This window comes from Calditerrivibrio sp. (genome assembly GCF_049968475.1).
In the GTDB taxonomy this organism is placed as follows: domain Bacteria; phylum Chrysiogenota; class Deferribacteres; order Deferribacterales; family Calditerrivibrionaceae; genus Calditerrivibrio; species Calditerrivibrio nitroreducens_A.
Genome location: NZ_JBMFQS010000013.1, coordinates 24332 through 36593, shown reverse-complemented (window position 1 = coordinate 36593; position 12262 = coordinate 24332). Strand labels below are relative to the sequence as shown.

The 12262-nt window shown below is 36.5% G+C and carries 15 protein-coding genes and 1 pseudogene; all 16 read right to left on the bottom strand.

Annotation, left to right across the window (positions count from 1 at the left end):
- Window positions 1-24: 24 nt before the first annotated feature.
- Window positions 25-117, bottom strand: a pseudogene (locus tag ACP5Q2_RS09330) (AAA family ATPase); the annotation flags it as partial.
- 68 nt (window positions 118-185) lie between these two features.
- Window positions 186-941, bottom strand: a complete 756-nt coding sequence (gene tpiA / locus ACP5Q2_RS09325; RefSeq protein ID WP_424605323.1) for a triose-phosphate isomerase — start codon at window positions 939-941, stop codon at window positions 186-188.
- Entirely contained in the window at window positions 938-1309 is a 372-nt protein-coding gene (locus ACP5Q2_RS09320) for a bactofilin family protein (protein WP_424605324.1), read from the bottom strand. Before ACP5Q2_RS09320 ends, tpiA begins: the two co-directional genes overlap by 4 nt.
- Window positions 1303-2145, bottom strand: coding sequence for a ParB/RepB/Spo0J family partition protein (locus ACP5Q2_RS09315; protein ID WP_424605325.1), 843 nt, complete (start codon window positions 2143-2145; stop codon window positions 1303-1305). The genes ACP5Q2_RS09320 and ACP5Q2_RS09315 overlap by 7 nt, the downstream gene beginning before the upstream one ends.
- Window positions 2142-2903: a ParA family protein gene (locus ACP5Q2_RS09310; protein WP_428099438.1), complete on the bottom strand. Its 762-nt coding sequence runs from the start codon at window positions 2901-2903 to the stop codon at window positions 2142-2144. The genes ACP5Q2_RS09315 and ACP5Q2_RS09310 overlap by 4 nt, the downstream gene beginning before the upstream one ends.
- Before the next feature lie 207 nt (window positions 2904-3110).
- Window positions 3111-3923, bottom strand: a complete 813-nt coding sequence (gene rsmI / locus ACP5Q2_RS09305) for a 16S rRNA (cytidine(1402)-2'-O)-methyltransferase (RefSeq protein WP_428099435.1) — start codon at window positions 3921-3923, stop codon at window positions 3111-3113.
- 19 nt (window positions 3924-3942) lie between these two features.
- Window positions 3943-4908: a thioredoxin-disulfide reductase gene (gene trxB, locus ACP5Q2_RS09300; protein WP_428099432.1), complete on the bottom strand. Its 966-nt coding sequence runs from the start codon at window positions 4906-4908 to the stop codon at window positions 3943-3945.
- A gap of 19 nt (window positions 4909-4927) precedes the next feature.
- Window positions 4928-5194 carry a hypothetical protein gene (locus ACP5Q2_RS09295; protein WP_428099430.1) on the bottom strand — a complete coding sequence of 89 codons (267 nt, stop codon included), beginning with the start codon at window positions 5192-5194 and terminating at the stop codon, window positions 4928-4930.
- Window positions 5191-6030 (bottom strand): carboxylating nicotinate-nucleotide diphosphorylase, encoded by an 840-nt coding sequence (gene nadC, locus ACP5Q2_RS09290; protein ID WP_428099427.1) that lies wholly within the window; start codon window positions 6028-6030, stop codon window positions 5191-5193. The genes ACP5Q2_RS09295 and nadC overlap by 4 nt, the downstream gene beginning before the upstream one ends.
- Window positions 6030-8654: a valine--tRNA ligase gene (locus ACP5Q2_RS09285; protein ID WP_428099424.1), complete on the bottom strand. Its 2625-nt coding sequence runs from the start codon at window positions 8652-8654 to the stop codon at window positions 6030-6032. Before ACP5Q2_RS09285 ends, nadC begins: the two co-directional genes overlap by 1 nt.
- Window positions 8655-8669: 15 nt before the next feature.
- The gene (locus ACP5Q2_RS09280) at window positions 8670-8921 is read right to left on the bottom strand and encodes a hypothetical protein (RefSeq protein WP_428099420.1); all 252 of its coding nucleotides are present in this window, start codon (window positions 8919-8921) and stop codon (window positions 8670-8672) included.
- A 5-nt stretch (window positions 8922-8926) separates the two neighbouring features.
- Complete coding sequence (locus ACP5Q2_RS09275) at window positions 8927-9130, bottom strand: hypothetical protein (protein ID WP_428099417.1); 204 nt, start codon at window positions 9128-9130, stop codon at window positions 8927-8929.
- A gap of 1 nt (window position 9131) precedes the next feature.
- Complete coding sequence (gene tsaE, locus ACP5Q2_RS09270; RefSeq protein WP_424605333.1) at window positions 9132-9551, bottom strand: tRNA (adenosine(37)-N6)-threonylcarbamoyltransferase complex ATPase subunit type 1 TsaE; 420 nt, start codon at window positions 9549-9551, stop codon at window positions 9132-9134.
- A complete protein-coding gene (locus tag ACP5Q2_RS09265; RefSeq protein WP_424605334.1) occupies window positions 9526-11040 on the bottom strand; it encodes an NAD(P)H-hydrate dehydratase in 1515 nt (504 codons plus the stop codon). The genes tsaE and ACP5Q2_RS09265 overlap by 26 nt, the downstream gene beginning before the upstream one ends.
- Before the next feature lie 8 nt (window positions 11041-11048).
- The gene (rfaE1, locus tag ACP5Q2_RS09260) at window positions 11049-12038 is read right to left on the bottom strand and encodes a D-glycero-beta-D-manno-heptose-7-phosphate kinase (RefSeq protein WP_424605335.1); all 990 of its coding nucleotides are present in this window, start codon (window positions 12036-12038) and stop codon (window positions 11049-11051) included.
- 2 nt (window positions 12039-12040) lie between these two features.
- Entirely contained in the window at window positions 12041-12226 is a 186-nt protein-coding gene (locus ACP5Q2_RS09255; RefSeq protein WP_424605336.1) for a Trm112 family protein, read from the bottom strand.
- Between the last annotated feature and the right edge of the window lie 36 nt (window positions 12227-12262).

Here is a 12262-nt window from a genome sequence, read left to right as displayed (position 1 = left end):
ATATCAAGGTTTGATAACAGTTGCTCCCCCAACTTCTAATTTTTTAACAAACCCGGTTTTATCTACATAGTAATCATCAGACCTGATCTTTGCAAAACTTTGAATACCTAACAGAATGACAGTACCACTGCAGCTACAATTTTGTTTATCGTCGCTTTATATTGAAATATAAAATACTTAGCTAATCAATAATTTATAATTTTAGCAAAACTTTCGAATTTTAGACTTGCCCCACCCACCAGTGCACCGTCAATATTTGGCATACTCATCAGATCTGAGATATTTTCAGGCTTCACGCTTCCACCATAAATTATCCTTACATTATTGGCAATTTTCCTTCCATACCTACTTTTTATAAATTCTCTAATAGATTTATGCATCTCTTCGGCATCAGAAGACTTGGCTGTCTTGCCCGTACCTATCGCCCAGACAGGCTCATAAGCTATAACTATTTTGGACATATCAGCACTACCCACACCAGAAAGTGCCATGCCAAGCTGACTTATCACAAGCTCTTTCTCTATGCCAGCATCCCTCTCCGGAAGTTGCTCCCCAACACAAAGAATAACATTTAAGCCATTCTCGATAGCCTTTTTAACCTTTTTGTTTACAATAATATCGTTATCCCCAAAATACTGTCTCCTCTCCGAATGCCCAATAATAGTCCAATTTATACCAACAGATTTCAACATCTCCGCAGATACCTCTCCAGTATAAGCTCCAGATGATTCGAAATGTATATTTTGGGCTGCGAGAACAACCCTTTTATTTATTTTTTTTAAAGCCCTGCCAAGATCCGATAGATAGAGAAAAGGTGGTGCGATCAAAACATCTATCTTTTTTGTATCAAATTTAAATTCCTTAAAATAACCAACAAAAGAAAGAGCTTCATCAAAAGTTAGATTCATCTTCCAATTTGCAGCAATCAAAGATCTTCTCATTGTTCTACCCCCTTACCATCATTATTGGACATACTAATACTGCCATTTACAATTACCCCTTCTTCTACCTTCAATGCAGGAGTAAAGATTGTACCTTCAACCACTGCTGGTTTGATCAACTCAACAAGAGATTTAGCCTTTATAGTCCCCTTAAAATTACCAGAGATCTTTACAACTGAAGTCTCCACCTCCGCTTCAACGTTTGCACCTTTGGCTATTACCAATGTATCGGAAGAAACTATGTTCCCTTTAAAAAAGCCATCTATCCTCACAATACCATCGAATACGAGAGTACCGGTAAAATTAGTTTTATTGCCCAAAAAAGCATTGATCGTGATTTCTTCATCTTTTTTCTTATCCCTTAACATCTTTCACCCCTAATGATAGCTAATATTGTATTGAGCTCTTCATTACTTTTGTAAACCAACTCTATCTTTCCACCTTTTCTGGAAGGTTTTATCTGAATTTTCGTTTTAAAAATCTCTTCCATCTCTTTTTTAATAGACTCTATAAAAAGATCATTACCTTTATTCTCTTTCAATCGTTTGGGATTGTTGATATTTTTAACCAATTTTTCGACTTCCCTTACCGTCAACCCCTTATCAATTATCTTTTGTAAAATCTGTAGAGCCATTGAAGATTCAAGTCCGATAAGGGACCTTGCATGCCCTTCAGTAATCAGATTCTGTGACAGAGCCTCGATAATTTTGGGATGAAGATTGAGGATTCTTAAACTATTTGCCACTGTACTTCTGTTTTTTCCCACTATTTGAGCAAGCTGCTCCTGCGTATAATCATATTTTTCGATTAAAAGTTTGTAAGCTTTTGCAACCTCAACAGGATTTAGATCCTCCCTCTGGAGATTTTCGATCAAAGCAAGTTCAAGTTTTTCTTTATCGTTATCCACAGACTTAACAATAACTGGAACTTTTTTCAAACCAGCCATTCCAGCCGCCCGCCAGCGTCTCTCACCAGCAATTATCTGATATTTCCCACCAACGTTTGTAACTATGAGGGGCTGAATTATCCCCTTTTCTTTTATAGAGCTTGCAAGTTCTTTAAGTTTTTCTTCCTCAAAAGACAAACGGGGCTGCTCTTTATTGGGAACTATCTCATCTATATCAACCTCAAACACAGATTTAGTATCGGCAGATTTAGGTATGAGGGAATCAAGTCCTCTACCGAGGGGGCTTTTTTTCATCATAGTTTATTCAATATCTCCTTTGCGAGTTCTATGTAGCTTTCGGCACCCTTCGATTTTATGTCATAAGAGATGATAGGCACTCCATAACTCGGAGCCTCACTTAACTTTACATTTCTCGGAATTATTGCTTTAAACATTTTATCCCTAAAATACTCCCTCACCTGTTTATAAACCTCTTTTGAGAGATTATTTCTTGGATCATACATAGTAAGTAATATCCCTTCCAGATCAAGCTTTGGATTAAGTCCATCTTTCACAAGCCTGATTGTATTTAAAAGTTGAGTAAGCCCCTCTAATGCATAGTACTCACATTGGAGGGGAATAAGAACTGTATCTGAAGCCGTAAGGGAGTTTATCGTCAGTAGTCCAAGTGAGGGTGGACAGTCGATTATTACGATATTATATCTGTCTTTTATTGTATCAAGAGGCCTTTTAAGTCTCGTTTCCCTTGATAAAACAGTGACCAGCTCTATCTCAGCAGCAGTAAGATCTATTTTACTGGGAATAAGATGAAGACCATCTATCTTAGTTTCAATCAAAACATCTTCAATTCTGGCGTTGTTTACTATGACATCGTATATACTCTGTTTTAGTTCAGATGGATTAAATCCAAGACCACTGGTGGCATTCGCCTGAGGATCCATGTCCACCAAAAGTACTTTAGCCTCTGCAAATGCAAGGGCAGCTGCTAAATTCACAGCCGTAGTCGTTTTACCAACACCACCTTTCTGATTTGCCACAACCATCACTTTACTCATAATCCCCAGTTTATTAAATTGTCGCCCAAAAATCAAGATTTTATTTTATTACATCACCCAATTCTTTGTACCACTGAAAAATAAAATATTTTGCGTAACTTCCGATGTAAAAATCGCCCCCATACATTTCATTCTAAGGGGCAAAATCCTGAAGACCCTTTTTTTAATGAGATCCTTGCTACTGATTATGATAACAACTTCAAATGTTTAATCCCTCTCAATAACAAGATTATAAGCCCTGTTCCTCTTTACCCCAAAAGCCTTTAATATCTTTATTATATCCTGTTTTGAAAAACCTTCCTCCTTTAACTTAAAAATAAAATCTAACAGTTCTGCATCCTTTTTTTCCACATGTTTTACAATATTATTATTAACAACAATAATAAACTCGCCCTTTTCAACAATATCTTTTAAGCTACTTTCATCCTCAACAAAATATAATGTTTCATATACTTTTGAAAGCTCTCTCACAACAGCAAAGGGTGATTCAAAAACCAACAGAAGTTCTCTTAATGTATCCTTAATGCGGTGGGGCGCTTCATAAAAAACAATGCTGGCAAATACATTATCTCTAAGATAATTTAAAAAATCTCTTCTTTCTTTATTTTTGGAAGGCAAAAATCCGCAGAAATATATCCTCTCAGTAGGGAAACCTGACCTCACCACCGCAGGCACAAATGCAGTTGCTCCCGGGAGTACCTCCACAGGTATTCTTATTTCATTCATCTTTCTAACCACAATGTTCCCAGGATCGGATATACAGGGGGTACCTGCATCACTTACCAGAGCAACAGTCTCACCTGACAAAACATGTTGTATTATATCCTCAGAAGCTTTCAACTCATTATCTTTATGATAAGATATCAGCTTTTTTTTGATATTAAAATTGTTTAATAACGCCAATGTGTTCCTTGTGTCTTCCGAAAATATCACATCAACATTTTTTAAAACATCAAGTGCACGTAATGTTATGTCACCAAGGTTCCCTATTGGGGTTGGAACTATATATAGTTTACCCATTAATAGCTAACAGAAAATCTCATATACTTCCAAAAGTCTCCTCTATGTATCTTTCGGCGGCTTTGGCGGCCATAGCTCCATCAGATACAGCAGTCACAACCTGCCTCAACTCTTTTGTCCTCACATCCCCTGCAACGAAGATACCAGCGATATTCGTTTTGGTGGACTCATTTGCAATTATAAAACCAGACTCATCCATTTCAAGTAAACCTTTAAAATGCTCTGTATCAGCGAGCCATCCTATAAAAACAAAGATACCATCTATTACCAGATCAAATTCTTTACCAGTAAGTTTATCCTGAATGGTAAGTGATTCAACTTTATTCTCACCATTTACTTTTATCAATTGTGCATTCCATACAATTTCTATCTTTGGATTGTTGAAAACTCTATCCTGGAGTATTTTTGCTGCTCTAAACTTATCTCTCCTATGAACTATATAAACCTTGTCTGCAAATCTTGTGAGGTAATGGGCTTCTTCCACTGCAGAATCACCACCACCAATGACCGCAACTGTTTTACCTCTGTAAAAAGCACCATCACAGGTAGCGCAAAAAGATATCCCTCTACCTAAAAATTTAGATTCCCCGGGAATATTTAAATTCTTAGGTTTTGCCCCCGCAGCTATTATCAACGACTTTGTTTTTATTTTTAGATCGCTATGCTTAAGCTGTATCAACTTATAATCCCCATCAAATTCTACGCCGCAACATTCACCATTTTTAACCTGTACCCCAAAATGAAGTGCATGTTTATACATCTGCTCTGTCAAATCTCCACCTGAAATACCATCAGGAAAACCTGGGTAGTTTTCGATGATCTCGGTGATAGCCACCTGTCCACCAGGATAATTTTTCTCAAGAATAAGTGTTTTAAGATTGTCTCTTGCTGCATATATTCCTGCGGTTAAACCTGCAGGGCCACCGCCAATTATAACAACGTCGTAAATATCATGCAAATCATCATAATTAAAAAAGTTTTCCATATCTTCTCCTTTTATTGTTCTACCATATTTTAGACTCTATCTTTCCACCATATTTTGCTATTAATATATCTATCAATATTTTATCAAATATTTTCATAGGTATAACATTCGTATTTACTTTTTCTTCAAAAAGCTTTTTACCCAGATCAATCTCTTCGTTTAAGATATCAAAAATATTATCATTTTTTATACCTTCTTCCACCTTAGACTGATTGTATAACACAATATCAGTAATTATAGTCCTTGCCAATCTTTTTGCCTTCTCCATATCATCTATCTTAGTCATATCTCACCTCTATATTTAAGGCTTATGTCAACACTTCTTGCCTGATGGGTCAATGCCCCCACAGAAATATAATCTATTGGGAGATCCTTATACTTATCAATATTGTTAATCGTAACACCACCTGAAACCTCTATTTTACTCTTACCCCCAATTATATCAGCAGCTGCAGATATCATTTCAATATCAAAATTATCAAGCATAATTATATCAACACCAGCTTCCACAGCTTCTTTTACTTCAATAAGATTTCTTGTTTCCACCTCTATTTTTACAGTAATGGGGATATTTCTTCTCACAATCTCCACCGCTTTTCTGATACCACCCACAGCATCTATGTGATTGTCCTTGAGCATAACGCCATCAAACAACCCAAATCTGTGATTGTATCCACCCCCAGTTTTTACAGAGTATTTTTCCAGGATTCTATGCCCCGGAAGAGTCTTTCTTGTATCAAGAATCTTTATATTGCTATATTTTAACTTTTCAACAAAATTGTAAGTGTTGGTGGCAATGCCAGACATCCGTTGTAGAAAATTCAAAGCTATTCTTTCACCCTTTAAAATCGATGCAACATCCCCCTTAACAGAACCTATTACATCACTTTTTGGAACCATATCACCATCTTTACGGAAAAAGTGGACATCAAGATCAGAATCGATTAATTCAAATACTCTTCGCACAACATCGATTCCACAAAGGATAAACTCCTCTTTTGCCAAAAACTCAAAAGTTCCCTTTCCAAGATATGACTTTATGGAATCTGTGGATAGATCACCTTTACCAATATCCTCGTCGATGGCCAGATTTATCAATCTATCTATTAACGAAATATACATCAGATTCCCTTGAATCTCTTAATAGACTCATTGACCTTTTCCAACCTGGCAACTATATCTGCCAATTTTTCCCTATCTTTTGTGATAATATCCTCCCTTGCCTTACTCAAATACCCTTCGTTGTTCAACTTCCCGTTATAGATATTAAAATCTTTTTCCAGAGACTGTTTCTCCTTTTCAAGCTTTTTAATTTCAGCCTCTATATCCACAAGCCCCTCGAGAGGTACATATACAGTAAAATCTCTCGATACATTAACGGCAGAATTCTTTATATTCTCTTTGGTTTCTTCAATGCTGTCAGTTTTCGCAATGGTAGAAATAAGGTTTAAGTTACCAGAAATCAATTGTAAAACTTCTTTGTCATCTGTCTTGTAGAAAACTTTTATCTTCACTGCTGGAGAGATATTGTATTCCCCTCTGATGGTTCTCACAAGAGATATAAAATCTATAATCCTTTCAACGTCTCTTCTATCAGCTTCATAATCAGGTAGACCTTTTGGATAATTTTCAAGCATTATACTCTCTTTTTCACCTATTAGTTTGTAGATATACTCCGTCACAAATGGCATAAAAGGATGAAGGATAATAAGAGATTTCTTCAAAACGTATACCGCCGTATCAAGGGCTTCATCTTTATTCTCATTTTTAAAAATACGTATCTTTATAAACTCAATGTACCAATCGCAAAAATTAAGCCAGAAGAAATGATAGATCTTGAGGGCTGCTTCATTAAAATTATAGCTTTCTATAGCCTTCGCCACATCATCAGCAGTATCTTTAAGCATAGAAAGGATCCATTTATCCTCTTTGTTTAATCTTTCTAATACTGGATCCTTAGGTTTGTATTCTCCCAAATTCATCAAAATAAATCTTGATGCGTTCCATATCTTATTGACAAAATTTCGGTACCCTTCAATTCTGTCCTCAGAAAGCTTTATATCCCTCCCCTGAGCAGCAAGGGAAGCAAGCGTGAATCTAAAGGAATCAGCGCCATATTTATCGATTATTACGAGGGGATCTATAACGTTACCTTTGGACTTACTCATCTTCTGACCATATTGATCCCTCACAAGAGCATGGATGTAAACATGTTTAAACGGCTCTTTTTTCATAAACTTCTGCCCCATCATTATCATACGGGCAACCCAAAAGAAAAGGATGTCAAAACCTGTCACAAGACAGCTTGTGGGATAAAACTTTTCTATTGTTTTATTCTTTTCCGGCCAACCCATAGTTGAAAAGGGCCACAGAGCCGATGAAAACCATGTATCAAGGACGTCATTATCCTGAATTATATTTTTTGAGCCGCATTTTTCGCAACTGTCAGGATCTTCAATTTCAACCGTAAGATGCCCACATTCATTACAATACCAGACAGGTATTCTATGCCCCCACCAGATCTGTCTTGAAATACACCAATCTCTGATGTTGTACATCCATTCATAGTAAGTTTTTTCCCAGTTTTGGGGAAATATCTTTATGCTACCATTTTCCACAGCCTTTATGGCCTCTTCCGCCAACGGTTTTATCTTTACAAACCACTGCATAGATATCCGTGGTTCCACAACAGTTTTACATCTATAGCATCCACCCACTTTATGGATATGCTTATGAATATTTTCAAGCAAACCAAGATTCTTAAGCTCCTCAACAATTAATTTCCTTGCTTCAAATCTATCAAGCCCATTGTACTTTCCACCATTTTCATTTATAATTCCATTTTCGTCGAAAATATTTATCTCAGGTAAATTATGTTTTTTACCAAGCAGAAAATCATTTGGATCATGGGCAGGAGTAACCTTGAGGGCACCGGTACCAAAATCCATACTCACATACTCATCGGCAATAATAGGAATCTCCCTATTAAGTATCGGTAATATTGCAACCTTACCCACTAAATCTTTATATCTTTCATCATCCGGATGTACAGCTATTGCTGTATCACCAAGCATAGTCTCGGGTCTTGTGGTTCCAATTACAATATATCTATCATCCCCTTTTATGGGATATTTGATCTCATAAATAGCCCCTTCTTTTTCCTCATGCTCCACCTCAAGATCGCTAAGAGCTGTATGGCATCTGGGACACCAATTTACGATATAGTTAGATCTGTAAATCAAACCCTCTTTGTAAAGGGTAACAAACACAATCCTAACTGCCCTGGATAATCCCTCATCCATAGTAAACCTTTCACGATCCCAATCACAGGCGGAACCTAATCTTTTTAACTGTCTGATGATCGTCCCCCCGGACTCCTCTTTCCATTTCCACACCCTTTCAATAAACTTTTCCCTACCAAGATCATGGCGAGTCAAGCCTTCAGTGTGCAGCATCTTTTCCACAACATTCTGAGTTGCTATACCTGCATGATCTGTCCCAGGTATCCACATAGTCTCAAAGCCGATTAATTTATGATACCTTATAAGTATATCCTGCAGAGTATTATTAAGTGCATGCCCCATATGAAGGGAACCTGTCACATTCGGTGGAGGGATAACAATAGAATAAGGAGGTTTCTGGGAATTTTCATCCGCATGAAAATATTTCTTTTCCTCCCATTCTCTGTAAATAGATGATTCAAACTCTTCAGGCGAAATTCTGGTGGGAAGGTTGCTATAATCCATTACATCTCCTTGTACTTATGATAGTTTTTTCTGTTCCTTCGGGTTTATACCCAATTCTTCACTTATCTTTTTGTTTAGATTTTCCACAAAATATTCAAGTATTTTAAGCTTATAATGCAGATAGTTAGACTCCTTATAGTCATCTGACAAATCCGCAGAAATAAGCTCAAGCGTCAACTTCTCCAGCTCCGGAAGGTAAAGAGCCATGTCTTCAAGGCTATCCTTCACAGTATTGAGCTTTTTAATATCAGAATTGTTGTCATTCATAGACATCAACTCCATAATCTATTTTCATCATCGTCATCATCTTCAATATCGCCGTAATCTTCATCAATGAAGATTTTATCAAAAATCTCACCACACACTTTACATTCATAGTGATAGATGATCCACTTCTGGTTGTCCACCATCAATTCTGTTGGATCCAACTCATCCAGATGATCCTCACCACAATATGGGCAAAAACTTGGTTCCATTTCACTCACCTTTCAAATTTATTTTTACAACTCTGTCATCGTTATCAATTTTCTTTAGCTCCACCAGAGTATATTCATCGAGCATATCTTTCAAATTAAATCTATCCGCCCACTCCACAGCAATTGTATAGTTTGTATCAATATAATCAAAAAAACCGATATTTTCAAGTTCATTTAGCGAAGTAAGTCTATAAAGATCAAGATGTATAAAGATATCATCACCATTGAAATATCTATTCATTATCGTAAAAGTGGGACTTGAAATATTTTTAAAACCAAGTAGCTCCCCTAAGATCTTAACAAAGGTAGTTTTGCCTGCACCCAATTCACCAAATAATAGGATCTTTTTGCTTTTAAATAGCTCTAAATGGGATGATATAAAACTTTTCAGCCCATCAATGGATGATATGTTGTAATTCATCGATTATCCCATCGATATCTTTTATTACCTCTGTTGCCGTAATGGTGAGCTCATTTCTGATACTGCTTAATTTTCTACCCGTTTCACCAAAAATATACACACCCAGTAAAGCTGAATCTTTCAAGCTAAACCCCTGAGAAACAAAACCTGTGATAATACCAACTAGACAGTCACCACTACCACCTTTTGCAAGGGCAGGGACACCTCCACTGTAAACATAAATGACCCCATCCGGTAATGCAATTAATGTGGAAGCACTTTTCAATACCAACACTATACCATATTTAACAGAAAATTCTCTTGCCATCTTAATTATATCTTTTTGCAACTCATCCTTTGAAACACCAATTAGCCTTGAAAATTCTCCAATATGTGGCGTAATAATAGATCTGAATTTAAATTTATTTAGATCTGAGATACTTAAATTATTTATCCCATCAGCATCTAAAATAACAGGGGTATCTGTCCTGTCAATCAATTCATTTATAAGCTCTTTTTTCCTATCAGAGGTGCCCATACCAGGTCCAATAGTCAGCACAGTTTTATCTTTAACAAATTCTACAATTTTATCAATCTCTTTGTGTGAAATACAATCAAAATCTTCCACGATGAAATACATAGCTTCAGGTATTGAAGCTGCAAAGCTACTGAAGATCTTCTCCGGTATTATAGAAGTTGTAAGACCTGCCCCTGTCTTAATTGTAGCAATTGTGGCAATGGTAATCGCACCTGATTTCCCCAATGATCCCCCCAGCAAAACCGCATGTCCATATGCACCTTTATGGGTAAATTTTAATCTTTTTGGAATTGAGGGTACAGTCTTTATGTTAAGTTGATATAGATAGGGTTCAACTTTCGGTATAATAAAATCAGGTATAGAGATATCAACAACTATTACCTCCCCACAATAATCCATAGCAGGATAGATACAATGTGGTATTTTAGGCCGACAAAACGTTATTGTCCAATTGGCTTTTACAGCCTCACCAAAAATATTTGGGGAACTTCCACTTAACCCACTGGGGATATCAACAGAAAAAATCTGTCCTTTAGAGTAATTTATTTTTCTTACTATCTCTAAATATCTTCCCTCTATTGATCTATTCAAACCGGTACCAAACAACGCATCGATTATATAATCGAACTTATCTTCATAATCTTCCACTCTATTTAATTTTATTGGATATCTCTTTATTATCTCGTAGTTTATGAGGAGATCTTGACTAAACTTTTCTTCAGACTCCGCAAGAAATATCTCCACATGAAAACCTTTATTATAAAGATGTCTTGCAATGGCGATACCATCCCCTCCATTGTTCCCGGCACCTACTATTACGGCAAAGGAACAACTTTTAGATCCAACTATTTTTTCTATCACATCCGCGGATGCTCTGGCAGCATTCTCCATTAAAACGATGGACGGAACCTTCAACTCATCAATAGTCAATCTATCCGCAAGGGACATCTGATAAGAATCTAATATTTCCATAGGTACCTCTAAAATTCACCTTTTTGTTCTATGTATTCCATGACACCTTTTTTAAGCTCATCACCATTTACTGTTGCTGTACCTATCTTTCCAACAACAATACCCGCAGCAATATTCGATAAAATAGCAGCATCTTTGAGTGGTGCACCAAGGGCAAGTAAAGATGAAACCACAGATATCACAGTATCCCCGGCACCTGTAACGTCAAACACCTCTTTAGCCAGAGCCGGTAGATGCTCAATTTTACCATTTTCAAAGATAGTCATCCCCTTTTCTCCTCTAGTGATGATTAGAGAATCGGAGTTTAGCTTTTTTAAGATATAATTCCCACACTTCACAAGTGACTTGTCATCTTTTATATTTATACCGGTGGCTGCAGAAGCCTCTTTATTATTTGGGGTAAGAGTTGTAACATTTTTATAGTAAAAAAAGTTTTCAATCTTTGGATCCACAGTGACTATTTTGTTATGTTTCTTACAAAGATCCACAACCCTCCTTATCAATCGCCTGGTGATGGCACCTTTGGCATAGTCAGAAATAATAACCCCATCGAAATCTGATAGATGTTTTTCGAAATAATCCACCACTAATAACTCTTTTTTATCAGAGAGATTATGGGATACCTCTTTATCCACCCTGACCACCTGTTGACTACCAGCAATAATCCTCGTTTTAACTGTGGTCGGCCTACCATCTTTTATTAGAAATGTTTTAATACCTCTATCATTAAGATATTTTTCTAGGAAACTGCCCTCTTGATCATTGCCAACCAGACCTATCAATGTCGTAGAAACCCCCAGTTCCTTTAAATTTAAAGAAACGTTGGCCGCCCCACCAGGAACTCTTTTTTCATTTGTAATATTCACCACAGGTACAGGGGCCTCCGGAGAAATCCTATTCACCTTTCCATAAAGAAATACATCGAGCATTACATCCCCGATGACAAATATTTTAACACCTTTTAAACGATCTATAAGATCAAAAACATTTTCCCTCATTATTATAATCCATCCGTAGACTCTACTTTTTTCGCCTCGTCAATCAACATTATTGGAATGTCATCCCGTATTTCATATACTAATTTACATTTATCACATATTAAAGCATCTTCATTCTTGGACAACCTTATATCCCCCTTACATTTGGGACAGGCAAGAATATCCAATAATTCCTTTTTAATAGCCATATCTCACCTCTTTTAATACTTGCTTTTCATAGTAAT

Bases quoted from the DNA above. Each gene is read 5' to 3' on its own strand.
- tpiA (WP_424605323.1), bottom strand. From the start codon at position 941: ATGAGAAGATCTTTGATTGCTGCAAATTGGAAGATGAATCTAACTTTT.
- ACP5Q2_RS09320 (WP_424605324.1), bottom strand. From the start codon at position 1,309: ATGTTAAGGGATAAGAAAAAAGATGAAGAAATCACGATCAATGCTTTT.
- ACP5Q2_RS09315 (WP_424605325.1), bottom strand. From the start codon at position 2,145: ATGATGAAAAAAAGCCCCCTCGGTAGAGGACTTGATTCCCTCATACCT.
- ACP5Q2_RS09310 (WP_428099438.1), bottom strand. From the start codon at position 2,903: ATGAGTAAAGTGATGGTTGTGGCAAATCAGAAAGGTGGTGTTGGTAAA.
- rsmI (WP_428099435.1), bottom strand. From the start codon at position 3,923: ATGGGTAAACTATATATAGTTCCAACCCCAATAGGGAACCTTGGTGAC.
- trxB (WP_428099432.1), bottom strand. From the start codon at position 4,908: ATGGAAAACTTTTTTAATTATGATGATTTGCATGATATTTACGACGTT.
- ACP5Q2_RS09295 (WP_428099430.1), bottom strand. From the start codon at position 5,194: ATGACTAAGATAGATGATATGGAGAAGGCAAAAAGATTGGCAAGGACT.
- nadC (WP_428099427.1), bottom strand. From the start codon at position 6,030: ATGTATATTTCGTTAATAGATAGATTGATAAATCTGGCCATCGACGAG.
- ACP5Q2_RS09285 (WP_428099424.1), bottom strand. From the start codon at position 8,654: ATGGATTATAGCAACCTTCCCACCAGAATTTCGCCTGAAGAGTTTGAA.
- ACP5Q2_RS09280 (WP_428099420.1), bottom strand. From the start codon at position 8,921: ATGAATGACAACAATTCTGATATTAAAAAGCTCAATACTGTGAAGGAT.
- ACP5Q2_RS09275 (WP_428099417.1), bottom strand. From the start codon at position 9,130: ATGGAACCAAGTTTTTGCCCATATTGTGGTGAGGATCATCTGGATGAG.
- tsaE (WP_424605333.1), bottom strand. From the start codon at position 9,551: ATGAATTACAACATATCATCCATTGATGGGCTGAAAAGTTTTATATCA.
- ACP5Q2_RS09265 (WP_424605334.1), bottom strand. From the start codon at position 11,040: ATGGAAATATTAGATTCTTATCAGATGTCCCTTGCGGATAGATTGACT.
- rfaE1 (WP_424605335.1), bottom strand. From the start codon at position 12,038: ATGAGGGAAAATGTTTTTGATCTTATAGATCGTTTAAAAGGTGTTAAA.
- ACP5Q2_RS09255 (WP_424605336.1), bottom strand. From the start codon at position 12,226: ATGGCTATTAAAAAGGAATTATTGGATATTCTTGCCTGTCCCAAATGT.